This window comes from Acinetobacter piscicola (assembly GCF_015218165.1).
Classification (GTDB): domain Bacteria; phylum Pseudomonadota; class Gammaproteobacteria; order Pseudomonadales; family Moraxellaceae; genus Acinetobacter; species Acinetobacter piscicola_A.
Genome location: NZ_CP048659.1, coordinates 2,724,383 through 2,750,174, shown reverse-complemented (window position 1 = coordinate 2,750,174; position 25,792 = coordinate 2,724,383). Strand labels below are relative to the sequence as shown.

Here is a 25,792-nt window from a genome sequence, read left to right as displayed (position 1 = left end):
ATTGACATTAAATTTCTGTTCCACCAAGGGCTTTACAATTAAATGCAGTATTAATTTTTACCATTGTTCCCATGCCAACAGGACGTACAATGCGCCAAGGCCAAAAGCCAAAACGTTGACTTGCTGTGTAGTTAATTACAGCATTGGCTTGATATTTGTCAGCAATTTGGTGTAAGCGTGGATACAAGTCGGTAAAGCCACCATAAGTACCTTTGCCAACTTTAATTTTTTTAATTGTTTTAAATTCTACAGACGGTGTGCCACTGAATAAGCAAAGTGATGACTGTATTGCTGATGATGTATCTTCATTTGCAAAGGCGAAGCCAGAACAAAGTGCTAGGCTGAGACTGATGAATACAACTTTTTTCATTGTGATCCCCATTAAAAATGTTGTTTGAATAATTTATAGGTGTTTCATCTATAATAAAAAAGACCGCACTTGGCGGTCTTTTATAACTTAATTGTCTAAATTAAGCAGATTTTTTAACAGCTTCTAAAAGTTCGTCTTGGCGAGCTTTAAGTGCTTTAGGTAAACGATCACCCAATTTATTGAACAATTCAGTGTGGCTTTCAAGTTCTTTGATCCATTGATCTTTGTCTTGAGAGGTTACGAGTTCAAATTGCTCTTTAGTGAAGTCAGAACCTGTCCAGTTTAATTGTTCAAATGTTGGAACACGCCCAATTGGTGTATCAACAGCAGTCGCACGACCTTCACAACGGTCAATGATCCACTCAAGAACACGCATGTTTTGACCGAAACCAGGCCATACGAAGTTACCTTCAGCATCACGGCGGAACCAGTTTACATTGTAGATCCCTGGAAGTTTGTTACCCGCAGCTTTCGCTTTAGCAGCAACTTGTTCACCAAGCTCTAACCAATGAGAGAAATAGTCAGCCATGTTGTAACCAGCAAATGGAAGCATTGCAAACGGATCACGACGAACAATACCTTGTTGACCAACTGCAGCAGCAGTCGTTTCAGAGCCCATAGTCGCAGCTTTATAAACACCGTCAACCCAGTCAAATGCTTCTGAAATTAAAGGAACAGTGTCTGCACGACGACCGCCGAAGATGAACGCAGAAATTGGAACACCTGCTGGATTTTCCCAGTCAGCATCAATAGAAGGACATTGACCTGCTGAAACTGTGAAGCGTGCATTTGGATGAGCTGCTTTTTCTTCACCTGTATGAGGTTGACCTTTCCAGTTTGTAAGGTTTGCAGGTACTTCTTTAGAAAGACCTTCCCACCATACTTCACCGTTGTCAGTGACAGCAACGTTGGTATAAATCACATCTTTATGAAGTGTTGCGATACAGTTTGGGTTGGTTTTGGTATTTGTACCTGGTGCTACACCAAAGAAACCAGCTTCAGGGTTGATTGCATATAGACGACCGTCTTCACCTGGTTTGATCCAAGCAATGTCATCACCTACAGTTTCAATTTTCCAACCTTCATAACCTGCAGGTGGAATCAACATTGCAAAGTTTGTTTTACCACAAGCAGATGGGAATGCAGCTGCGATGTAATGTTTTTCACCTTGAGGGTTTGTTACACCCAAGATTAACATGTGTTCAGCTAACCAGCCTTGTTGACGACCCATAGAAGATGCAATACGTAATGCTAAGCATTTTTTACCGAGCAATGCGTTACCGCCATAACCTGAACCAAAAGACCAGATTTCACGTGTTTCTGGGTAATGCACGATATATTTTTCAGGGTTGCAAGGCCAAGCAACATCTTTTTGACCTTCAGCAAGTGGTGCACCAACAGTGTGTACACAAGGGATGTACTCACCATCTGTACCTAACACGTCATAAACAGCTTTGCCCATACGAGCCATTTTACGCATACTTACTGCAACATAAGGAGAGTCGGTAAGTTCAATACCGATATGCGCAATATGAGAACCTAAAGGTCCCATAGAGAAAGGAACAACGTACATCGTACGACCTTCCATTGCGCCATCAAACAAACCGTTAAGACGAGCACGCATTTCTGCAGGAGCTTCCCAGTTGTTTGTCGCACCAGCATCTTCTTGTTTTTCAGAGCAGATGTATGTACGACCTTCAACACGCGCTACGTCGGACGGATCAGAATTCGCTAAATACGAACCAGGATGTTTTTCTTGGTTCAAAGCTTGCATAGTGCCGTTCGCGATCATCAAGTCGATATAACGTTGATTTTCTTCTTCGCTTCCGTCACACCATTCAATTTTTGCAGGTTTAGTTAATTTAGCAATCTCTTCAACCCATGCAATCAGCTTGGGATGACGAACGAATTCTGGTGCGTTCACTTGGGTCATGGTGAGGCCTATCTCAAAAGTGTACAATTGTGCTGTACAAAATAAAACCTAAATGAAGGGTGCTTCATCTAGATTTAAGTATGAAAAAAAGTGGGCGTATTAAACCATATATTCATAAAAAAAATAAGACTAAAGGCGTAAAAGATACTAAAAGTAATATTTTTGATAAACTAATGATTATTAATTAAATAGTGGTCTTTTTGTTGTGAAAATAATCATATCAATAAAAATAATGTATATTATTTTTTTTAGAAATGTTTTTAATTATCAATGCTTATTTATTGAAACATGATTAAGGATAATTATTGATTAAATAAATGGTGTTAATTCAAATTTTACATAAAGGTACTTTTAAACGCTTAAAAAAACATCAAAAATAAACAAGTTACTCTAAAAATAAATGAATTATGAACATTCAGTTAAGACCCCTCTCACTTATTTATAATGAAAAGTCGGGATTTCATGCTCGACATAAAGAACACTTCTATGAAGAAATGATGACGATTTGGACATTGCATGGTTTTGAAATTCAAGTTTTCGAAATTTCATCTCAACCCAATATTCAAAGTTTGATGAAGGAGGTCTTTCAGCGCCATCATCAATATGCACATCAAGGGATCATCGTTGCAGCAGGTGGCGATGGTACCTTGAATGCGGTGGCATCTCAGTTGATGCATCACGATATTCCCATGGGAATTTTACCTTTGGGAACATTTAACTATGTTGCACGGGTGTTAAATATTCCCTTAGACCTTTTAAAGGCAGCACAAGTCATTGCTACAGGGCAACCCCGTGCAGTGCATGTTGCGTGTATTAATGATCAGATTTATTTAAATAATGCCAGTTTAGGTTTATATCCGCTCTTTATTAAAAAGCGCGAAATTTATAATAGAAAATGGGGGAGATTCCCTCTAAATGCTTATACTTCAGGTTTAGATGTCTTAATTCGAGATCGTAAAGAATTAAAATTAGAAGTACAAGTGGATGGACAGAAGTATCCTGTTAAAACACCCTTAATTTTCTTTGGAAATAATCAGTTGCAATTACAAGAAATGAAATTAAAAATTGCCAAATGTGCTGAGGTTGGTTTGATTGCAGGGGTCGTGATTGCCAAAGGAGACAAAGCCACTTTATTTAAAACGTTGTTTCAAACCATACGTGGGAAATTGGAAAATGCTTCAGATGTGTATAGTTTTGGTGCACAAAAAGTCATTGTCTATTCAAAAAAGCCTAAACTTACCGTTGCATTAGATGGTGAAATTGTTGAAATGACGACGCCTTTAAAATTACATGTTGAAAAAAATGCGTTAAATATTATGGTGCCACATGTTACTTCATCTGTCTGACTTGCATTTTGGAACGGAGAGGCAAGTGTGTATTGAGGCCATACAAACATTTTGTGCCCAACATCGACCAGAAGTTATTGTAGTGAGTGGTGATCTGACTCAGCGTGCCAAGTTAAGCCAATTTTATCGTTGTAAACAATTTTTAGAATCATTAAATACGCCTTATGTAGTGATTCCAGGCAATCACGATATTCCGCTTTATCAGCTTTGGAAAAGAACTTTTCGTCCATTTACCTTGTATCAACTGTTTTTTGGCAGTTTAGAAAAAACCTTGATGACCCAGCATTTTTATATTGTGGGGCAAAATAGTATTCGTCGACGTTATCACACACGGGGACATATTTCTTTACAGCAGATTCAGAAAGTCTCTCAGTTGTTGAGTATTGCTCCACAAGATAAATTAAAAATTGTGACGACACATCAACCATTTTTTATTGAACCTACCAGTAAACATGTCAAAGACCGTCCTATTTTGGCAAGGTTGGCAGCAAAAGCATGGGGTGAGAAAGATGCTTATGCGATTTTGCATGGACATTTACATCAAGTCGCCGTACATGATTTAAATCAGATTTTTCATTTAGGACTTTCTCATCCTTTATATGATGTCATTGCGGCAACAGCAACTTCTGACCGTTTACATGGCGCACAACCCAATGGTTTTAATGTGCTGCATATTGATGGCAGTTTTATGCATTATGTTTTTGATGAACGCTCAAAAAGTTTTGTCATAAAAGAAATTTAACTGCCTGTTTTGTTGTGTTTGTTTAAAAAATAAACAAAATACTTGAAATATTTTTGCATTTCCCCTTGAAGCGTTTTTTTCCATCCCCACAACAGTGTCATATCAAAATTTTGTTGATGACCTAGGAATAAGAAGTCATCTTTTCCCTACAATCAATGGCATTTTTTAAATGTCTATGGAGTTTAAAATGAGCAATATTCGTCCTTTACATGACAATGTCGTTATTCGCCGTGTTGAAAAAGAAACAAAGACTGCGGGTGGGTTAATTCTTAGTACTTCAGCAGCAGAGCAACCAGCACAAGGTGAAATCCTTGCTGTTGGTAACGGCAAAATTACAGACAATGGTGTACGTGCATTAGATGTAAAAGTAGGCGATAACGTATTGTTTGGTGCATATGCGGGTACAAAAGTAAAAGTTGATGGTGAAGAACTTCTAGTGATGAAAGAATCTGATATTTTAGCCGTATTAGAAGGTTAATTTAAATTTTTTTCTCTCTCATTCTTGATTGTAAAAAACTAACAATATTTGGAGTTAAATATGTCAGCTAAAGACGTAAAATTCGGTGATTCAGCACGTTCAAAAATGATTGCAGGTGTTAATACACTTGCTGATGCAGTAAAAGTTACTCTAGGTCCTAAAGGTCGTAATGTTGTAATTGATCGTTCTTTTGGGGCACCGCACATCACTAAAGATGGTGTCACTGTTGCTAAAGAAATTGCGTTGAAAGACAAATTTGAAAATATGGGCGCGCAATTGGTACGTGAAGTATCAAGTAAAACCAATGATATCGCAGGCGATGGTACAACAACTGCAACTGTGCTTGCGCAAGCAATTTTGAATGAAGGGATCAAATCTGTAACTGCAGGTATGAACCCAATGGACCTTAAGCGTGGTATCGACCTTGCTGTAAAAGCTCTCGTTACCGAAATCAAAGCAACTGCTAAACCTGCTTCAGATACGAAAGCTATTGAACAAGTGGGTTCGATTTCTGCTAACTCAGATGAAACAGTAGGTAAGTTAATTGCGCAAGCAATGGAACGTGTGGGTAAAGAAGGTGTCATCACTGTTGAAGAAGGTTCAGGCTTTGAAGATGCACTTGACGTTGTAGAAGGTATGCAGTTTGACCGTGGTTATATCAGCCCATACTTTGCCAACAAACAAGACACTTTAACAGCAGAACTTGAAAACCCATTCATTCTTCTTGTTGATAAAAAAGTTAGTAATATCCGCGAATTGATTACAGTTTTAGAAGCTGTTGCGAAAACAGGTAAGCCGCTTTTAATCATCGCTGAAGATGTTGAAGGCGAAGCGTTGGCAACACTTGTTGTGAATAATATGCGTGGTATTATTAAAGTATGTGCGGTTAAAGCGCCTGGTTTTGGTGATCGTCGTAAAGCAATGCTTCAAGATATCGCGATCTTAACAGGTGCGACTGTAATTTCTGAAGAAGTAGGCATGACTTTAGAACAAGCTACACTTCAAGATTTAGGTACTGCACATAAAGTTACAGTGTCTAAAGAAAATACAGTGATTGTGGATGGTGCGGGTGATGCAAATCAAATTGCTGAACGTGTGACTCAAATCCGTGCGCAAATCGAAGAATCTACTTCAGAATACGACAAAGAAAAACTTCAAGAACGTGTTGCTAAATTAGCAGGCGGTGTTGCAGTGATTAAAATTGGTGCTGCAACTGAAGTTGAAATGAAAGAGAAGAAAGACCGTGTTGACGATGCGCTTCATGCAACTCGTGCTGCGGTTGAAGAAGGTGTTGTTGCTGGTGGTGGTGTTGCACTTGTTCGCGCTGCAAAAGCCCTTGATGGTGTTACTGGTGCAAACGATGATCAAAATGTTGGGATCAATATTTTACGCCGTGCAATTGAAGCACCTTTACGTCAAATTGTTGCAAACGCAGGTGATGAACCTTCAGTTGTGATTAATGCTGTGAAAAATGGCGAAGGTAACTTCGGTTATAATGCGGCAACTTCTGAGTATGGTGACATGCTAGAAATGGGTATTCTTGACCCCGCTAAAGTGACTCGTTCTGCGCTTGAACATGCTGCATCTGTAGCAGGTTTAATGTTGACCACTGAATGTATGATTACTGATATTCCAGAAGACAAACCAGCAATGCCTGATATGGGTGGTATGGGCGGTATGGGCGGTATGATGTAAGCTGCTCTGCGTCTGTAATGTCGAGAATCTAATTTTTAGTAGCGTAAGCTTTTGCACTTAATTCTACTTAAAATAATTTTCTTTTTAAAGAAAAAGCCTGATGTCAATCATCAGGCTTTTTTAATTGATATATTTATATTAATTTTAGATATACAAAAAACTGTATATTGTGATAAATTATTTTGAATAAATAAGAACTATATTGCTTATTTGGGTTTGTTTTTTGATTATAAGATGATATTAAGTTACTTGTTTAATGTAAAAAACTTAAACAGGTCTGACTAAACTTTTGTTATATTTAAATATATGAATTTATGAAAATATTTATAATGCTAGATAGGATTTTTTTGATGAATAGCTTGTATTTTTATCAAAATATGGTTTAAAATTGTATCAATGCAAATTTTCTTGACTAAAAATGAAAATTCAAAATAACGAAGATCACATAAGCAATGTACAACCTAGACTATTAGAGTTAGAGAAAGTTGTGATCCCCAAACAAGAGCTTCAATATTTATACTCAAAAATTAGAGAGTACGAAGTTTTAGTTAAAAACTATGAGGATCAGTTGAAAATTTTTATGGAAGGTAAAATTCATCAATCAAGTCTTTAATGATTCTTTTTTGATTTATTTTTAAACTTTTAAATTTGATGAAATAATCTAGATCTGTTGAATCAATAACATCAGAAATATTTGATATTGATGAACTATCTCCAAATCTAAGCCATTGACTGGATACTTTTAGCCAAATTGCTAAAAGAGCAAGTTTATCTTGGTTAGGAATAGCCTTACCTAGTAACCAATTATTCGCTGATTGGACGCTAATGGGTTGTCCACTATAGCGATTATTAAATTCATTGGCTAGAAAAGTAGGGCTAATAGGATGGTTAGATTCATTCAAGGCTTGCTTTAAACGATGTGAAAATAACAGTTTTTCCTGTTGATTACTCATGACAATTTCGAAAATGGGAGATAGTTTAATTTTATACTTTTTTTAAGCAATGTGTTTATATATTTGTATATGTTTTGCTTGTATAAAGAATATCTTAGAAGAATTGAACATAAAAAAAATTGTTAAAAGTGTTATTAAAAACTTATATAAATAGGCTTATATATTCATGATTTTTGTTTTTTATTATAATTATCAGATTCTTATATCTTATTTTTTATTTGCTTAAACATTTTAAGCTAAATCAGAATCACTTGTAAGTTATGTGTAACATTCAACAACCTTGTTATTGAATTTAAATATACAAAGTTTTTATGAAATTGTTTTGGTCTGGAGTCATCAATTGAATGTTTCATCTAATTAATAAATTCTTCAATGAGATGTCTACTTAATTAAATTCTATAAAGCGTATTTGTGCCATATATTTGTTGTTATTCATTATTAACTTTATCTTAATTTTTTTCATATTATTTAATAAAAAATTAATAAAAAGACGAAAAAATCCATTTTTAAACTAAAAGTTGAAAAATATAAGGTTTTTTTATACAAAATATACGTATTTTGTTTTTTTAAGTTATTGATTTATATTTTTTTTTAAAAAAAATATAAAAATAATTATTAATTGTATTTAATTTTAATCAAATTTTGATTGATATTGTAAGTGAATTTTTTTATGATGAGCGAGTTGTCGCTAATAGCGGCTGGGTAAGACGGCGAACTTCCCGAATAACCAAGCATTCGTCTCAGTTTTGCTGGTTTACATCAATCCTAGGGTAAGCCAGTCTTTTTATAAAAATTGAAGGAAATTGTATGAAATTCCAAAAAACGCTTTTAGCAATGAGTTTAGCTGTATTTGCTGTATCAACAGCTAATGCTGAGTTAGTAGCAAACCCTAATGTTCATTCTTACAAAATTAACGGAGTAGAGGTATCACCTCAGTACGCTCCTAAACAACTTAAATCACCTACAGCATCTATAACAGATACCAATAACTATTATGCTCCTACTTTGAGCCATGATATTCGACCTGGTAATTCTGCTCAAACTGGTGAGACTGCTTATACAGATTATGGCAGTGGAAATGTAGTAAATGGTAATGTTAATCAGATTAAGAGTAAATCTGACTTATATTTGTATACTGCTTCAAATGGAGAAACAGTTTACCAGTTTGAAACTCACTATGCGGATGGTCGTTCTACATCAGAATACTACACACGTAATGGTAATGACTTGATCGCATATAAAGGTGATGTAAATGCATTAACTAACTTACGCCAAGGTGGTCAAGTAGAGCGTGAGGATAAAAATGCTATTAGTGGTAATGAAATTAAACGTGTAAATAATGAAGGCGTAAAGTATGGCTATACTGATACTGTAACTGGTACTTCAGAATTTGCATATACAACAACAGATCCAAATGGTCAGACTACTAGTGACAAATTGAATCATACTGGCACACTTAACGCTAATAAAAAATTTGTTGAAGTCGGTATTATTGGTCAAACCAATCACAATGATCCATCATCAAATATCTATGGTATGAGTGCGCGTGATGGACAAAATGTTGTTGTTAGTACTGGTAATGGTATTGCACTTAATACATTCGATATTACTAATTCAGAAATGTTGACTGATGGTAGTGTTATTAAGAGAACTGTTGCACAAGGTTCACAAACTACTGCAACTCAAAAAGTACGTAAATATAACAGTAATGGTACAGAGGTTTATGAAGTATTTGGTGATAACCAACCTTCTAAATTCTATACAAACAATGCTGGTAACTTCACTGAGTTTAAAGGTGATACTTCAAACTTAGTTCCAACTAATCTAGCTGCGCATACATTGACAGGTACAGCAGATACCTCAACAGCTGTTTACAATATCAAAAATGAGCGCAATACAGTAACAAATAAAAACGTTACTTATAGTGAAAAAGATTCTATTGTAAATCAAACTATTGCTAATGTATCTGTAACTAAAGCGAATCAAGGTTCTGGTGTTGCTGACGAAACCTTCAAAGCTACTATTGCAAACGAACCTGAAAAAATCAAATTGGAACAATCAGTCCAAGCAGGTAAACTTCAAAATGAAAATAATGGCGAAGTTCGTAAAAATGAAGATGGGTCTAATCTTTATGGTGTAGAAGTTGTTCGTAAACAAGAAGGTAAAGATGTAGAAAAAACAACTATTACATCTAATGGTATCACTACTACTGGTACAATTAATGCAAAAGACTATCAAATCAATGGCGTAAGTATTGTTGATAACATCAAAACTTCTGTTGACGGTGCGGTAGCTGGTGCAACTGAAGCAATTGATAAAAAAGTTGCTCAAGTTGACGAAAAAATCGTTGAAGTTGATAAGCGTTTAACTGAATTTAATACAACTGCTAGTAATTTAAATAGCCGTGTTGATCAGTTAAATGGCCGTATCGATGATGTTGAAGAAACTGCTTACCGTGGTATTGCAATTGCGTTAGCTGCTCAACAAGCAATTCCTAACATTGGTGCAGGTCAAACTGCAGTATTTGGTGGTGTAGGTCACTATGAAGGTGAATCTGCTGGTGCACTTGGTGTAGCTACTGTATTTGCTGATGGTCGTACATCTGTAAGTGGTGCACTTGGTGTTGCTGGTGGTGGTGAAGTTGGTGGCCGTGTAGGTGTTGCTTATGTATTCGGTGGAAAATAATATTTTCTAAGCGAATGAAATATAAAAAATCCTCGCTTTATGCGGGGATTTTTTTATTGTGCTGTAAGACTTAAAACATTATTTTATAAAAATAAAATAATACACCAAGTGCTAAAAATAATGGTTAGAGCAACGAATTGTGCTGCACTGCCCATGTCTTTGGCATTTTTAGACAACTCATGACGTTCTAATGAGATTCGGTCGACCACTGCTTCTAAAGCTGAATTAAATAATTCAACAATGATTGCAAGTAAGCACACCGCAACCATGACAGCTTGTTCAGCGGCATTGACTTCTAAGAAAAACGTGATCGGAATTAAAATAATATTTAACAAAAGGATTTGTCGAAAAGCAGCTTCGTGTTGAAAAGCAGCTTTGAAGCCCGCAAGTGAATAGCCTGTTGCGTTTAAAATACGTTTAAAGCCTTTTGTACCTTTAAGAGGGGAATAGTCACTCATATTCTTTGTTGCGATTGGAGATTGAACGCGATTTTATAATTTTAAACTTAAAAGTGAATTAATTTTCTGAAGTTATTTGAAAAATATGGAATAAAAACTGCCCAATAGATCTATTTGGTCTATTGAGCAACTTATAAATCTGCGGTCTAAAAGCCCCCTAAGTGATTTAAACTGTCATTATGTACAGGTGCTTTATATTCTTTATTTTATTGATGGATTTTCTTTTAAATAGGCATTCAAGCTTTTACGACCTAAACCTGGATCATCAGTAAACACACCATCAACACCTGCTTTAAAGTACATTTCAAATTCTTTTGCTGCACCTGATTCACAGCGCTGTGCTGCATCTATTTCTTTTTGACTACATTTGAAGTCTTTGGCTAAGAAATGATTCTCAGGACGGAATGTATATGGATGAACTTTTAAACCAACAGCATGTGCATTTTTGACAAAGTCTGATGGTGCGGTAAATGTCTCATTGAAAATATAAGGTTTCCAAGGTCCAACGCCGTCAGCATATTCTGCCACCATTTTTAAACCTTGAGCTGTCGCCATGTCTGCATACTTGGTTTTATTGTTCTGTTCAACGAAGTCAGCAGGTTGTGTCTCTTTGTCATCATAAAGTTGAATGATTTTCGCATGTTTTAAGGTTTTATGGAGTGTAAGTTGATCTTTTAAATATTTTAAATTGCTGACTTCAAAGGATTGTAAGTAAATAGGTGCAATATCACGGGTATATTTATATTTTGCCAAAGTTTTCAGTAAAGTATCTTCCATGGCTAAATTTTGTTTTTGGAAATAAGTTGGATGTTTGGTTTCGATATATAAACCAATAATTTTTCCTGTTTTTTTATAATGAGCATCAGCTAGTTCAATAATTTGTTCTAAGGTTGGAATCGCAAATTGATCATTATATTGGGTATTTTCAGGTCGTTGTTTGGGAATACGTTCACGGGCTTTGACTTGATTAAGTTCAGCCAAAGTAAAGTCTTCGGTAAACCAACCTGTATGAGGTGTGCCATCAATCACTTTGGTTTTCTGACGATCGGCAAATTGTGCTAGGGCACTGACATTTGATGTGCCGCCTATTTCATTTTCATGGCGGGCAACCAATACACCGTCTTGGGTTGAAACTAAATCTGGTTCAATAAAATCTGCGCCATCATCAATGGCTTTTTGATAGGCTGCTAAGGTATGTTCTGGACGTAGGGCACTTGCGCCACGATGTCCCACAATAATAATTTTAGGTTCGCTATATTCGGGCTTTATTGGTGCAGATGTAGAATCATCATTGTTATCATCATTACAAGCAGTCAATGCAGCCAATAGGCTCAAACTCAGCATTGTTTTTTTAAGCATCGTATCCTCTATTTTAAAATCAGTTTAGTTCATTCAATGTGAGGTAATTTTCTTGCAAATTTATGAATTAGATTATTTTACTTACAAAAAATCATTTTTAAGCTTCTTCATATTTCCTACTTATTTGATTTTCTACACAGTTTTTCTGTTATTTATTCTTGTGTTTTTTATATAAGTCACAGAATATCCATATAAATGGAGTTAATGATCAAAACATTGCTACTTTATACAGATCTGACAAAGAACCACACTGATGCTCTCAAAATTTTTTATTCAACGACCTATTTTTGCTGGTGTACTTGCGATTATTGTCATTGCGGTAGGTATTTTTTCTGTCATGAATTTACCTGTAGAGCGCTATCCTGATATTGCGCCGCCTCGCATTACGATTTCGGCAACGTATACGGGTGCAGATGCTGAAACCGTTGAAGAAAGTGTAACTCAAGTACTTGAGCAACAGATTAAAGGAATCGACCATCTGCTGTATTTTAGTTCGAGTAGCGATTCTTCAGGGCGTGCTCGAGTTAGTCTAAGTTTTGAAAATGGCACGGATCCCGATACAGCACAAGTCCAAGTACAAAATAGCATTAATAGTGTCCTGAATCGACTTCCTGAAGAAGTGCAACGGCAGGGGGTGAGTGTCTATAAATCACTCGGTGACACTTTTATGGTGGTCGGTCTTTATGACGCCAATCATAAAAGTAGTAATATTGAACTCGGTGATTATGTTTCCAATCATATTGAACAAGAAATTGCTCGAATTGAAGGGGTGGGTGAAGTTGATGTTTTTGGTTCGTCGTATGCCATGCGTATTTGGTTAAATCCAAATTTATTACAACAATATCAACTGATGCCGAGTGATATACGCTCTGCGATTGAGGCACAAAATACGCAAGTGGCAGCAGGGGGAATTGGTGATTTGCCTGTCGTGGCAGACCAATATTTAAATGCTAAAGTCACCGCAGGTTCTCGTTTAAGAACAGTCGAAGAATTTCAAAACATTGTCGTTAAATCCAATGCAAATGGCAATTATGTCTATTTAAAAGATGTAGCGCGAGTTGAGTTAGGTGCAGAAAATTACCAATCTTTTAATACCATTAACGGTTATCCCTCTTCAGGAATGGGAATTTCTTTGTCTTCGGGGGCAAATGCTTTAGCAACATCGGCACTAATTAAGGCAGAGTTAGCAAAAATTTCTGAAAATTTACCTGATGGCTATAAGATTGTTTATCCAAGAGATAACACACCATTTGTACAAGAATCGATTAAAGAAGTGGTTAAAACTTTGCTTGAAGCAATCGTTTTAGTCGTGATTGTAATGTTCTTATTTCTACAAAGTTGGCGTGCAACCCTGATTCCAACAATTACTGTGCCTGTGGTGGTTTTGGGTACTTTTGCTGTGTTGTATTTACTTGGGATGAGTATTAATACTCTGACGCTTTTTGCCTTGGTCCTTGCCATTGGTTTGTTGGTTGATGATGCGATCGTGGTGGTTGAAAATGTCGAACGTTTGATGCATGAACAAGGCTTAGATGCCAAACAAGCCTCGATTGAATCTATGCAGGAAATTACAGGGGCTTTGATCGGGATTACCGTTGTACTAACCGCTGTTTTTATTCCAATGGCATTTTTTAGTGGTTCTACAGGAGTAATTTACCGACAATTTTCCATTACTTTGGTGGCTGCGATGAGTATTTCACTTATGGTGGCACTGATTTTAACGCCTGCTTTGTGTGCGATTATTTTAAAATCCAATGTGCAACCCGCAAAATGGGCGGTGTGGGTCAACCAAAAACTTGATCAGCTGAAGCATGTTTATATTAAATTGGTCAATAAAACCTTACAACTAAAAGCATTTATTTTGGTTATTTTTGTGGGTTTGGTTGCTGCATTTGGCTTAATTTATACACAGTTACCGACCAGTTTTATTCCAAGTGAAGACCAAGGCATCATTAGTGTCAATTTTCGACTTGCTGATGGTACACCGATGAGTCGTAGCCAAGTGGTGGGAGAAAATATTCGTCAATATTTCCTTGAACAAGAAAAGCAAAATGTCGATATTGTTCTAATGCGTTATGGTCGAAATTTTTCAGGTACAGGACAAAATTTAGGGACAGGTTTTATTGCACTTAAACATTGGGATGAACGTTCGGGAGCGGAAAATTCAGCGCAAGCCATTCGTGAACGTGCCATGAAACATTTTAAGAAAGATCCCAATGCGATTATTAATGTGAATTTACCTTCATCTGTCAGTGGTTTAGGAGATAGTGATAGTTTAGAGTTTTGGCTGCAAGATGTGGATGGTCAAGGGCGAAAATTTTTAGATCAGAAATTTGATGTGTTAAAACAAAATGCAGAACAATTTAGCAGTTTTGAAAATCTAGATAAAAAATCTAATCCTGATAAAGCAAAGTTGAAAGTTCATATAGATCAAAAATTAGCGATGGCAAATGGTCTCACTCAAACAGCCATTAATAGTACATTGGCTACGGCTTGGGGCGGTTCTTATGTTAATGATTTTATTGATCGTGGACGAATTAAACGTGTCATGATGCAAGGTGATGCCGAGTTTCGTTCAAAACCTGAAGATTTAAATAGGTGGACGGTACGAAATGCTCAAAATCAAATGATTCCATTTGGTAATTTTGCGACTATTGATTGGGAGGGGGGACCCGATGTGGTCAATCGTTTCCAAGGCTATACAGCATTACAAATGGAAGCCAATACTGCGGCAAATATCAGCTCAGGTCAGGCGATGCAAGATGTGCAAAAAATGATTGCAGCAGAAAATGGTATTGGCATTGCATGGAGTGGTTTGTCCTATCAAGAGCAACAATCAAGCAGTCAAGCGATTTGGTTGTATCTGATTTCAATTGGTTTTATTTTCCTTTGTTTGGCTGCTTTATATGAAAGTTGGTCGATTCCAACCGCAGTCCTTGCGGCAATTCCGCTTGGGATTGGGGGAAATATTATTTTCAGTACTTTGGCGGGTTTTCCAAATGATATCTATTTCCAAATCGCATTGCTCACCACCATTGGTTTGTCATGTAAAAATGCAATTTTGATTGTGGAATTTGCAGCCTTGGCACAGGAGAAAGGCAAAAGTATTGTTGAGGCCGCAATAGAAGGCGCAGGGTTACGGTTACGCCCGATTTTAATGACTTCTTTGGCTTTTGGTGCAGGGGTCATTCCTTTGGTCTTGGCGTTTGGAGCGGGCGCTGCTAGCCGTCAAGAAATTGGTGTGAGTGTTTTAGGTGGTGTAATTTTTGGGACAGTTTTGGTGCTGATCTTTATTCCCTTTATGTATGTCATGGTGCGCTCAATGTTTAAGAAGAAGGCTTAAGCTTAATACCACGTTATGAGTGGTAAATCTCTTAAGTTAGATGCATTTAAAGTTGCCCACTACAAATCGTCATTCATGTGGCGATTTTTGAGTTTGCTGCACTAAAAATGAGCTAAATTTGCTTTATGGAAACTGCTCATTTTATGATGTAGTAAAAAACGGGTGTGATATTGATGCAATTATCTTCTCAACTTATTTTAGACTTAGAACAAGCCATTCAAAATCACCAAATTGAGGAGATTAAGCGTTTAATTACCCAAGTTAATCGTGCCGATTTGGCAGATTTATTGGCAAATTTAACCTTAGATAAGCAATTAAAATTAATTGAATATTTACCGCATGCCGCTTATGTTTTTGAGTTTTTAAGCTTAACAGAACAACTTGAAATTGCACTGCGGTTACCCAAAGTCCAATTGGTACAATTGATTACAGAGATGCATTCAGATGACAGTACTGATTTATTTAAAACTTTGCCTCTAAAGTTACAACATGACGTCTATGCACAATTAACGACTGAAAAACAAAAACAAATTAAACAGCTTGCTCAATATGCTGAGGAATCAGCAGGGGCAATCATGAGTTCAGATTTTGTGATGTTATCATCTGATTTGACCATGACTGAAGCCATTGTACAACTGAGGTTGCAAGCGGCTGACCGTGAAACTTTATATTTAATTTATATTGTCGATCATGACTTAAAATTATTGGGCGTGGTGTCTTTACGTGAAATTATTTTAGCCGATCCTCATCAGATACTTGGTGAAATGATGACCACAGATTTGGTGGTGGGCTATGTGGATGAAGACCAAGAAAGCATTGCACAAAAACTCAGCCATTATGATTTTATTGCTTTACCTATTATTGATGCAGAACAGCATTTATTAGGCATTGTCACTTATGATGATGCAATGGACATTGCACAAGAAGAAATGACGGAGGACTTTTTGAAGTCAAGTGCTGTCAGTAGTGCGCCAAATTTTAGCTTAAAAACTGCACCAATTTTATTTCTTTATAAAAAGCGTGTGTTTTGGTTGGTCATTTTAGTTTTTGGTAGTCTATTGTCTGGCATTGGTATTGCACATTTTGAAGATATTATTGCTGCAAATATTGTTTTGGTGTTCTTTTTACCTTTATTGGTGGGCAGTGGCGGGAATGCAGGTTCTCAGTCAGCAACACTGATGGTACGTGCTTTGGCAATGGGAGATGTGCAATTAAAAGACTGGCTCCAGTTGATTGGTCGGGAAAGCTTAGTGGCACTCTGCTTGGGGGGCACTATGGCATGTGCAGTATCGATTTTAGGGTATTTTCGTGGTGATGCCATGGTTGCTTTGGTCTTGGCACTGAGTATGATGGGCATTGTATTATTGGGCTGCCTCATTGGTATGAGTTTGCCTTTTATTCTAAATCGTTTGAAGCTTGACCCAGCAAGTGCTTCTGCACCTTTGGTGACTTCCATTTGTGATGCAACAGGTGTGATTGTGTATTTATTTATTGCTTCAATTTTTTTAGGTCAAGTTGCGGCGTAAATTTTAAAACACACCTCATATCGAATATAAATCTATACACAACATGCTGAATTTATTGGCTATCATACTTTTAATAAAAGTCTAAATTGGATTATTTCCCAAGATGAGTATACAAAAAAAATTATCGACTCAAGAAGTGATTCGACTAGAGCGTGACTTGGCAAAATTTGCCAATATGATGGATTCGGTGGTTCGAATTCCATTTACCAAACAAGGCGTTGGTGCAGATGCTGCCTTAAGCACAATTCCTGTGGCGGGCGATGTCGCAGGCTTTGTTTTAACTTGTTACGCCGTGTATAAAGCTAAACAACTAGGTGTACCACAGTCAAAACTTAATGGCGTGATGAAGCTGGCTGTCATGGATGCAGTGGTTGGTTTTGTGCCTGTCGTGGGTACTGTATTTGATATTTTTATTCGCCCAAGTCGTAAAGCTTTAGATGTGGTTCATGAACATATTCAAACAGAATATCAAATAAAAACTGAAGATCATGTGATTCATCCATTTTTACATGAACGTTTAGAGCAAAAACAACAGCATTCAGCTTTTTGGCGTAATCCTGTGGTGGCATGGTTGTGGCTGCATATTCCAGACCTTTTAGGTGCAATCGTTTTAGTTATGATTGGTATGGCAATGTGGTTGGGGCTGACATGGTTATGGGATGTGTATCAAACTTGGTAAAATGATCTCTAAATACATCCTGGGTGTGAGTTACAAATGTCTTTGATTCTAAAATAAATCTTTTGGACGTGTTGAATAAATGTGGTTAATATGCAGCATTTATTTTAAATGGACTTTTTTGATGAAAAATAAGCTATTCACTATGTCATTATTTGCATGTATGGGATTACAAGGCGTTTATGCTGTTGATGAAGTAAATCAAAAAAATTCGATGATTGGTGAAGATGAAAAAGTGATTCAATCTAATACCACAGGTTATATTGCAGGGAAAGCATACAATTATCATGATCATACATGGGAAAATAAGCAATATCGTATCGTCAGGAAAAATAATGAAATGCTTGGTGCTTATACCATTGATCAAGTCGGAGGGGATGGTGAAAGATTAGGTATTTTGTATATGAGTAAATATTTAAAGGATATTCAATTGGCAAGAAGCATAATTAAAAAAGATACCATTGAATATACGCATTTTTATCTGCTGTGTAATAAAGAATTTAAGAAAAATAATCAATTAAAAAACAAATATTATGAAAATGAAAACTTTAAAAGTGCTATTTTTGATGAGAATATGTCTACAGAAATTACGCCAAGCTATGCACAATATCGAGATTTTAATTTAATTTGTAAACATACGTATATAGATAAAACCAATCAGATTTAAAACCTAAAGAAGGTCTTTTAAAAAGACCTTCTTTATGAATAGAAAATAAAAAATTAAGGCAAGTTGAGTTGGCGTAAAGCAGCAACACGTTGCTCAATACTCGGATGCGTTTGGAACAATGCAGCTAAACTGAAACCTTGTTCCTTACCTTCCGCAATCGCAAAAGCTTTCATTTCTTTTGGCATTTGATCAGGCATTTCTGATTCAGCTTGTAAACGTAACAACGCAGAAATCATCGCTTCTTTACCTGCTAAACGTGCGCCTGCTTCATCAGCACGATATTCACGATGACGAGAGAACCACATCACGATGGCAGAAGCTAAAATACCAAACACAATATCTAATACAATAGAAATAATGAAATATGCCATACCCGGTGCTTCACCATCTTCACGACCAAAGACATTACGGTCAATAAAGTCACCGACCACACGTGCAAAGAACATGACGAACGCATTCACAACACCTTGAATCAGCGATAAGGTGACCATGTCACCATTGGCAACGTGACCAATCTCATGAGCAAGTACTGCACGTAGTTCATCCTTATTCATGCGTTCAAGCAAACCTGTCGATACAGAAACGAGCGCATCGTTTTTGTTCCAACCTGTTGCAAAGGCATTCGATTGATAAGATGGGAAGATCCCGACATCAGGCATTTTAATACCCGCGTGTTGAGAAAGTTGTGCAACCTCTTGGACTAACCATGCTTCAGCTTGGTTACGAGGTGCATTAGGATCAATTAATTCTGTACCTGTTGTTTTTAACGCCATCCATTTAGACATGAACAGTGAGATGAGAGAGCCCACCATACCAAAGACAAAACAGATGACCAATAGGTTACCTAAGTTGAGGCCGCCAGCGCCGTGGTAACTGCCAACACCTAAAACTGATAGGATAATGCCAGCTACAACCAGTACCGCGAGGTTGGTAAGCAGAAACAAACCAATCCGCATCATCGAAAAAATCCTCTTAATAATAAAATAGTTTGATCTATAAATGATAAATCTATCAAGGAATATGAGGATAATTATGTGAAAATTCAAGAAGAATTGAAAAAAACCATGTTGATAATTTTATATTGATTTTGTTATGGGTAGAGTCAAGCCAAAAAAATAGCCAAAATAAATCGACTATTTTTATGCATTCTCTTGATGAGAGAATGGGGTTTATTTTTAGATTATTTATTTAAGACATCACTTTAGAATATTTTTTTAATTGGAAATGTAGATTTTAGCCGTTGCACTGGCATTGTTGGTGGTATACGTGCCAGCTGGTGCATCTGTAAAACTATTACCACTTGCGACAATAATTTGCCGCTGTGAATATTGAGGTTTAGTCACTGTAGTATTTTCATTTGACGTATTGTAGTTATTTGACTGGGCAATGACTTGGGGTTGTGATGTACTTGTCGTACTATTCGTTGTATTGCTTGAGCTTAAACCTACGCCATTCGCATATAAATTACTGTAACGGCTTGATACACGTCTTACATAATCTTGGGTTTCACGAAACGGTGGGACATCGCCATATTTTTGCACATTGCCTTCACCTGCATTGTAGCCTGCCAACGCCAAACGAGTACTATTATTAAAACGTTTGAGTAGCCATGCCAGATATTTGGCACCTGCCATAATGTTTTGCTGTGGATCATAAGGATTATTCACATTAAAACGGCGTGCTGTAGCAGGCATCAGTTGCATTAAGCCTTGAGCACCCACAGGGGAGCGTGCGTAAGGATTAAAACCTGATTCAGTATGAATAACCGCTTTAATTAATCCTTCAGAAACGCCATGGGTTGCTGCTGCTTGTCGAATGATATGGTCATAGGTATTTTTGTTGCGGCTGTAGCTTGGTAATACCGATGCTTCAGATTTGCCCCAATTGCTATAACTATGAATATTACTGTCTGGATAATAGGTCACTTTTACTTTTTGTAGTGAGCGATCTGAGCTTTGTTTATTGGTGAGTAAGGTGCTGCCTTGTTCATCTTTATAGATATACATTTGCCCTGCAAAACTCGGCGTAGTCCAGAGTGTAACATTTAAGCAAGCGACACAGCATAAAACCGATGTACGGATAAAATTATTCATTTTAATATTATATTTGTCCCCAATATGCTTGGAGTGTAGCAAAATTCGATACAGAGTAAAACTGTGAATTGTTTTTTATCAATACAAATAGAAAAAATCAAGCACTAACTGTTGTGCATTTGAACAAAAAAAAATTTAATTTTTTTTTAATTCAGATTGCTTGACTATCATAAATAATTGAAAAATATAAATAAAAAACATTGGTTAAAAAATAACCAATCTAAAGAGAACGCCCATCACCGCGGTCATATCGTGTGTCAAGCCCTGAACAATCCACAATTTTATCCACAGCTTTTGTGGAAAACTGTGGAAAAGTTTAAAAGATAAACACTTAGTCGATTATTTATACGCAACAGGCTATTTTAAATGCTGCTATGCGACAACAAAATGACAAATACACATCAGGACAAAAAAACAAAAATCTTTAGATGTCATATGTCGACAAATCAGCTAAAATTGCGCAGTATTTTTTTATGGGTAATTTGCCTCTATGTACTCGCCAGTTGAGTCCGAACAAGGATTTAATTTCAAACCAGAACTTCCTACAAGTTCAGCGTATTATCGTTTGTTAAAAAAACTTCGTCGTCAGGTTGGTCACGCCATTCGTGATTTTAAAATGATCGAAGAAGGTGACAAAGTGATGGTCTGTGTCTCTGGCGGTAAGGACAGTTACACATTACTTGATATTTTGTTGCAGTTTAAACGCATCGCACCGATTAATTTTGATGTCGTTGCCGTAAACCTTGATCAAAAGCAACCAGGTTTCCCTGAAGACGTGTTGCCACGTTATATGGAAGAAAACAACATTCCATATTATATTTTGGAAAAAGATACCTATAGCATTACTAAACGTTTAACGCCTGAAGGTAAAACGTACTGTGCAGTATGTTCACGTTTGCGCCGTGGTTCATTATATGGTTTTGCACAAGAAATTGGTGCAACCAAGGTGGCTTTGGGGCATCATCGTGATGATATTTTAGCCACTTTCTTTTTAAACTTATTTCATGGTGGTAGCTTAAAAGCAATGCCACCTAAATTATTGTCTTCAGATAAAAAGAATATCTTAATTCGTCCACTTGCGTACGTGGAAGAAAAAGACATTATTAAATATGCTGAAATGCGTAAGTTCCCAATTATTCCATGTAACTTATGTGGTTCACAGGAAAACTTACAACGTGCGATTTTAAATGATATGTTGCGTGATTGGGACAAACAGTATCCGAAACGTTTACATAGTATTTTTGGTGCTTTACAGAATGTTTCACCATCGCAATTGGCAGATCGTGATTTATTTGATTTTGAAAAATTAGATGAAGAACGTGAGTTTGATCTGAAATGTGATACTGAAGAAGCGAAAAAACGTTTAGATGTTGTAAATTTAAGTTTCGCAGCAGATTGAGCATTTTTGCTATTTAAATGAAAAAATCAGACATTTATATTGATATGAGTGTCTGATTTTTAAATATAAAACGATAAAATCAATAAAAATAGAATAGCCAGTACAAAAAACTTTAGCCTAAATTGAAATTATCGTGTTATAACCTTTAGCAAGCGAAAAGCTTCATGATGTTGTTCGGATAGACAACACAATAAATGAATAAATATTTTTGAGGAATGAACATGCCTGCATTTTTAACTGATGATTGGTTTGCAACTGTAGAAAAACTAACTGCTGAAGCGGGTGATCTTAATTTACCACCAGCATTGTCTGGTTTGGCAATTAACCTCGTAGTTGCAGATGCAGCTGGAAATACTGAGCTTGCACTTGATGGCGGTAAGATCGTAAAAGGAACTTCGCCAAATGCAAAAACAACTTTAAATATGGATGCAGAAACCTTACGTAAAGTATTCCTAGAATTTGATATGGCTGCTGCAATGCAAGCATTCATGACAGGTAAAATTAAAGTAACAGGTGATATGTCGCAATTGATGGCATTACAAACTGCTAAGCCAAGCCAAGAGCAAAAAGATTTATTTAAGAAAGTACTTGAGCAAACCGCTTAAGTGCATTTTTGAAAAAAGAGCTTACATCAATGTAAGCTCTTTTTTTTCTGCGTTATTACCCAGCTTAGATCGTCATTAAAGCAGGGGTATTTTTAATATGTTCTAAATAGGCACGAATACGTGTGACATATTGAACAGCCTGTTTGTAGCGCCCATTACGTGTTTGATTCTTATTTAAAAACTCATACATATTGATCCAATCATTTGGGTCTTTACCTTGAGATTTTAAACGTTTCTGAATCGAATCCACAGCACCTGGCCCCATATTATAGGCGACCAACGCATACCAGTGACGATCAGGGTTCTGGATATAGTTATAACGCGTTAACATTTGATTAAAGTACTTCGCACCACCTTGAATACTTTGAGTGGGGTCTGTACGGTTAGATACCCCCATGGCACGTGCAGTTGAATTGGTTAACATCATTAAACCACGGACACCTGTGGGAGAAACAGAGTCTGGTTTTAGGTAAGATTCTTGATAACCAATGGCAGCGAGTAAATGCCAATCCATATCGTATTGCTGTGCAGTTTTTTTGAAACTGGCTTTATAAATCGGTAAGCGTTGCTTTAAATCACGTTGAATGACATTCCAATCATTTTGCTTCACCACGTTGCGGTTATAAAAAGAAGCCAAATGTTGAATAGCACCATTTTGTTTGCTTTGACAGACGAAACCACTTGCAGCTTCAGTAAGTGGGTCATCTGCGTGTTTAAATACCCAATTAATTTCAGGATTTAACCCATTTTTTTGCAAACTGTTCAAATCACCACAGGTGGCAGAAAATGAAGTCAATTTCTTGGCTTCAATACGTTCCAATGTTGCAGTCGTGATAGCGAAATTCGCTTTACCTTGTGCAACTATTTTCAATGCTGTTGCATTGTCTGAAACAGTTTTAAAATTGAGTTTTACATTTAAATTTTGCGCATAGTTATGTGCTAAATCATAGCCAAAACCGTGTTGGTATTGACCTTCTTTAAAGACAATTGTTGGTGTAGATACGGCAACAACAGTTAGAGTGTTGGTATTGACAACAGCATTGTATTGATTGGTTTTTGTTGCATTAATGGTATGAAATGGAACAAAAACACTTGCGAGTACTAAAGCTTTCAGTGGGAGTGTGGAAAAAAAAGAATCGAAGTTTAACCTCGACCCAGATGTTGAATTACTGTGCATGTTGTCTCCGCTACAAGCAATTTATGCCCAAAAAGCCGTAGCAAAAAGCTACTCAAACTTTTTAAAGTTGATAAATTCGATAAGGGTGGGCAGGCATGGACGTCATTCAAAAAATGACATTTGGGAAATAAAAAACTTTATGGAAAAACCATAAAGTATAAAAAATAGACAATCTAAAACATGTGCGAATAATAAAGTTGAAAATTTGAAATGTCAAATTTTGTACTAAAAATATTTATTTTATGTGACATAATCTACTGATTTAATTGGTAAAAAAGTTTTATAATATTTTTATGTGTAGAAAATGTGCATTTTTCATTTAAAAATGTTGAGATTATCAGCTGAAATAATAGGGCGAAATCATGAAATCAAACCTAATTACACGCGCTGGACACGATCAATTGGTGGCTGAATTGCAGCATTTATGGCACGAAGAACGTCCAGAAATTACCAAAAAAGTGAATTGGGCTGCAAGTCTCGGTGATCGTAGTGAAAATGCAGATTATCAATATAATAAACAAATACTTAGAAAAATTGATCGGCGTGTACGATATTTAGGTAAGCGTTTGGAAGAACTACGCATTATTGATTTTTCTCCTGAGCAAGAAGGTAAGGTTTATTTTGGTGCATGGGTCGAAATTGAAAATGAGGAAGGGGAACAAAAAAAAATTAGAATTGTTGGTGTTGATGAAATTTACGATCATCATCCACAAAATATTTCTGTTGATTCACCGATGGCACGTGCTTTGTTGTCGAAAGAAGTAGATGATGAGATCGAAGTACTGACACCATTGGGTAAAAAAACTTGGTTTATTAATAAAATTGAATATGAAAAGCCTGAAAATTCATCAAATTAATGATTTTTGATTTTATTTTGTACATTTAAATGCATTTTGATAGAAAAACATTTGCCAAAATTAATTTTTATTTATATGATAGCCGCCATTGGAAGCGTGGCAGAGCGGTTTAATGCACCGGTCTTGAAAACCGACGAGGGTGTGAGTCCTCCGTGAGTTCGAATCTCACCGCTTCCGCCAAATATCTAAATAAGCCCTTGTTTTTACAAGGGCTTATTTTTTGTCTGTAGTTTTACCCCACAACCTACCCCTCATCAAATTTTGGACTCATTTAGCTTTGATCAAATCGCTTTGTATTGAATTAGATTTTAGTTACAGATGGCTTTGTTGCATAAACCTACTCTTAAAGGCTTATTCAACATTATAATTCTTAAATGAATAAGCTCACACCTAAAATCTATCGTACAACCCATTGGTCTTCTTAGAACAGAGCATTAATAAATCGAGGAAATATTTCTATTTGGTTTGATCCCAAAACTCAATGGTACGCTCAACCAAACGGCAAACATGGTCGAAATCAAACCTATTCTGATGTCGCTATCCAATGCTGTCTGATGATTAAATCTCTATTCCGTCTGTCTTTACGTATGGTCACAGGCTTTGTTCAAAGTCTGATTAAACTTTGTGGATTAGATTGAACAGCCGCGGAATATCAGCGATATTCGTATTGCACTGTTTGTAGAAAACAAAAGCATATTGATATTGCGATTAACTATCAAAAAAGCAGTAATGGTCTCCATCTACTCGTTGATTCTACTGGCTTAAAGTTTTTAGGTGAAGGCGAATGGAAACGTAAAAAACATCAGCCTGAATATCGTCGCCAATGGCGTAAATTACATATTAGTATCCATGCTGAAGCCCTTCAAATACGAGCTATTCAGCTCACAACCAACAATGTGAGTGATTCACAGGTGCTTGGTGATTTACTGAATCAGATTCCACAAGAAGAACAGATTGAATCCGTCTATACTGATGGGGCTTATGACACCAAGCAATGCCGTCAGGTCATTGCAGAGCGACAAGCGCATGCGGTGATTCCACCAAGAAAAAATACGAAACTTTGGAAAGATACAAAGACCAGCTCGCTAGAGCGAAATGAATTACTTCGAACAGTTAAACGTTTAGGGAGAACACTATGGAAAAAATGGTCAGGCTATCATCGCCGAAGTTTGGTCGAAACCAAAATGCATTGCATCAAATCTTACGAAACAGTGTTTCTCGGGCGATAAACTCAGTGCAAGAAATTTCCAAAGCCAAGTCGATGAGATGCATACACGTGTGGCAGTATTAAATAAATTTACGGCATTGAGTCGACCTCATACCCGAGTTGTCACTTAAATTTGGATAACTTGGGGGGAGTTTAGCTTTTGAATGTTTGTGTAACAAAGTTAATTTGAATCATAATAATCATTGATATTAATTTTTGAGCC

Annotated in this window: 20 protein-coding genes, 1 tRNA gene and 1 pseudogene; 14 read left to right on the top strand and 8 right to left on the bottom strand. The window is 36.5% G+C overall.

Annotation, left to right across the window (positions count from 1 at the left end):
• Positions 1-7: 7 nt before the first annotated feature.
• A complete protein-coding gene (locus tag G0028_RS13475) occupies positions 8-370 on the bottom strand; it encodes a hypothetical protein (protein WP_174492221.1) in 363 nt (120 codons plus the stop codon).
• Between the two features lie 100 nt (positions 371-470).
• Positions 471-2,303 (bottom strand): phosphoenolpyruvate carboxykinase (GTP), encoded by a 1,833-nt coding sequence (locus tag G0028_RS13470; RefSeq protein WP_180045302.1) that lies wholly within the window; start codon positions 2,301-2,303, stop codon positions 471-473.
• 407 nt (positions 2,304-2,710) lie between these two features.
• Between G0028_RS13470 and G0028_RS13465 the strand changes: the two genes are divergently transcribed.
• The 4 genes from G0028_RS13465 to groL all read left to right on the top strand — a co-directional run bounded on the left by G0028_RS13465 (position 2,711) and on the right by groL (position 6,564).
• Complete coding sequence (locus G0028_RS13465; protein WP_130074910.1) at positions 2,711-3,649, top strand: diacylglycerol/lipid kinase family protein; 939 nt, start codon at positions 2,711-2,713, stop codon at positions 3,647-3,649.
• Complete coding sequence (locus G0028_RS13460) at positions 3,630-4,391, top strand: metallophosphoesterase family protein (RefSeq protein WP_180045301.1); 762 nt, start codon at positions 3,630-3,632, stop codon at positions 4,389-4,391. The genes G0028_RS13465 and G0028_RS13460 overlap by 20 nt, the downstream gene beginning before the upstream one ends.
• A gap of 187 nt (positions 4,392-4,578) precedes the next feature.
• Positions 4,579-4,869, top strand: coding sequence for a co-chaperone GroES (groES, locus tag G0028_RS13455; RefSeq protein ID WP_130074908.1), 291 nt, complete (start codon positions 4,579-4,581; stop codon positions 4,867-4,869).
• 60 nt (positions 4,870-4,929) lie between these two features.
• Positions 4,930-6,564, top strand: coding sequence for a chaperonin GroEL (groL, locus tag G0028_RS13450; protein ID WP_130074907.1), 1,635 nt, complete (start codon positions 4,930-4,932; stop codon positions 6,562-6,564).
• 578 nt (positions 6,565-7,142) lie between these two features.
• On the opposite strand, the gene G0028_RS13445 is transcribed toward groL, so the two are convergent.
• Complete coding sequence (locus G0028_RS13445) at positions 7,143-7,517, bottom strand: hypothetical protein (protein WP_174492225.1); 375 nt, start codon at positions 7,515-7,517, stop codon at positions 7,143-7,145.
• Between the two features lie 807 nt (positions 7,518-8,324).
• Between G0028_RS13445 and G0028_RS21110 the strand changes: the two genes are divergently transcribed.
• The gene (locus G0028_RS21110) at positions 8,325-10,202 is read left to right on the top strand and encodes a YadA-like family protein (protein ID WP_227554728.1); all 1,878 of its coding nucleotides are present in this window, start codon (positions 8,325-8,327) and stop codon (positions 10,200-10,202) included.
• An 83-nt stretch (positions 10,203-10,285) separates the two neighbouring features.
• Here G0028_RS21110 and G0028_RS13435 read toward each other — a convergent pair whose 3' ends face one another.
• Both G0028_RS13435 and G0028_RS13430 read right to left on the bottom strand, forming a co-directional pair.
• The gene (locus tag G0028_RS13435; RefSeq protein WP_180045300.1) at positions 10,286-10,660 is read right to left on the bottom strand and encodes a diacylglycerol kinase; all 375 of its coding nucleotides are present in this window, start codon (positions 10,658-10,660) and stop codon (positions 10,286-10,288) included.
• 201 nt (positions 10,661-10,861) lie between these two features.
• On the bottom strand, positions 10,862-12,019 hold the full coding sequence (locus G0028_RS13430) for a glycerophosphodiester phosphodiesterase (RefSeq protein ID WP_180045299.1): 1,158 nt from the start codon (positions 12,017-12,019) through the stop codon (positions 10,862-10,864).
• Between the two features lie 253 nt (positions 12,020-12,272).
• On the opposite strand from G0028_RS13430, the gene G0028_RS13425 reads away from it, so the two are divergent.
• The 4 genes from G0028_RS13425 to G0028_RS13410 all read left to right on the top strand — a co-directional run bounded on the left by G0028_RS13425 (position 12,273) and on the right by G0028_RS13410 (position 18,231).
• A complete protein-coding gene (locus G0028_RS13425) occupies positions 12,273-15,362 on the top strand; it encodes a multidrug efflux RND transporter permease subunit (RefSeq protein ID WP_180045298.1) in 3,090 nt (1,029 codons plus the stop codon).
• A 173-nt stretch (positions 15,363-15,535) separates the two neighbouring features.
• The gene (gene mgtE, locus G0028_RS13420) at positions 15,536-16,888 is read left to right on the top strand and encodes a magnesium transporter (RefSeq protein WP_180045297.1); all 1,353 of its coding nucleotides are present in this window, start codon (positions 15,536-15,538) and stop codon (positions 16,886-16,888) included.
• Positions 16,889-16,991: 103 nt separating this feature from the next.
• Positions 16,992-17,567 carry a DUF4112 domain-containing protein gene (locus G0028_RS13415; RefSeq protein WP_180045296.1) on the top strand — a complete coding sequence of 192 codons (576 nt, stop codon included), beginning with the start codon at positions 16,992-16,994 and terminating at the stop codon, positions 17,565-17,567.
• 121 nt (positions 17,568-17,688) lie between these two features.
• Positions 17,689-18,231, top strand: a complete 543-nt coding sequence (locus G0028_RS13410; RefSeq protein WP_180045295.1) for a hypothetical protein — start codon at positions 17,689-17,691, stop codon at positions 18,229-18,231.
• Positions 18,232-18,284: 53 nt separating this feature from the next.
• Here the strand turns inward: G0028_RS13410 and htpX are convergent, their stop codons facing one another.
• A complete protein-coding gene (gene htpX / locus G0028_RS13405; RefSeq protein ID WP_130074899.1) occupies positions 18,285-19,190 on the bottom strand; it encodes a protease HtpX in 906 nt (301 codons plus the stop codon).
• 255 nt (positions 19,191-19,445) lie between these two features.
• Positions 19,446-20,324 carry a lytic transglycosylase domain-containing protein gene (locus G0028_RS13400; protein ID WP_174492231.1) on the bottom strand — a complete coding sequence of 293 codons (879 nt, stop codon included), beginning with the start codon at positions 20,322-20,324 and terminating at the stop codon, positions 19,446-19,448.
• Between the two features lie 490 nt (positions 20,325-20,814).
• Here G0028_RS13400 and ttcA point away from each other — a divergent pair, with 490 nt between their 5' ends.
• Both ttcA and G0028_RS13390 read left to right on the top strand, forming a co-directional pair.
• A complete protein-coding gene (gene ttcA, locus G0028_RS13395) occupies positions 20,815-21,723 on the top strand; it encodes a tRNA 2-thiocytidine(32) synthetase TtcA (RefSeq protein ID WP_130074897.1) in 909 nt (302 codons plus the stop codon).
• 221 nt (positions 21,724-21,944) lie between these two features.
• Positions 21,945-22,328 carry an SCP2 sterol-binding domain-containing protein gene (locus G0028_RS13390; RefSeq protein WP_130074896.1) on the top strand — a complete coding sequence of 128 codons (384 nt, stop codon included), beginning with the start codon at positions 21,945-21,947 and terminating at the stop codon, positions 22,326-22,328.
• A gap of 64 nt (positions 22,329-22,392) precedes the next feature.
• On the opposite strand, the gene G0028_RS13385 is transcribed toward G0028_RS13390, so the two are convergent.
• Entirely contained in the window at positions 22,393-23,505 is a 1,113-nt protein-coding gene (locus G0028_RS13385; RefSeq protein WP_180045294.1) for a transglycosylase SLT domain-containing protein, read from the bottom strand.
• Positions 23,506-23,867: 362 nt separating this feature from the next.
• Here G0028_RS13385 and greB point away from each other — a divergent pair, with 362 nt between their 5' ends.
• The 3 genes and pseudogenes from greB to G0028_RS13370 all read left to right on the top strand — a co-directional run bounded on the left by greB (position 23,868) and on the right by G0028_RS13370 (position 25,700).
• A complete protein-coding gene (gene greB / locus G0028_RS13380) occupies positions 23,868-24,362 on the top strand; it encodes a transcription elongation factor GreB (protein WP_180045293.1) in 495 nt (164 codons plus the stop codon).
• A 90-nt stretch (positions 24,363-24,452) separates the two neighbouring features.
• A tRNA-Ser gene (locus tag G0028_RS13375) sits at positions 24,453-24,542 on the top strand.
• Positions 24,543-24,736: 194 nt separating this feature from the next.
• Positions 24,737-25,700, top strand: a pseudogene (locus G0028_RS13370) (IS5 family transposase).
• Positions 25,701-25,792: the final 92 nt, after the last annotated feature.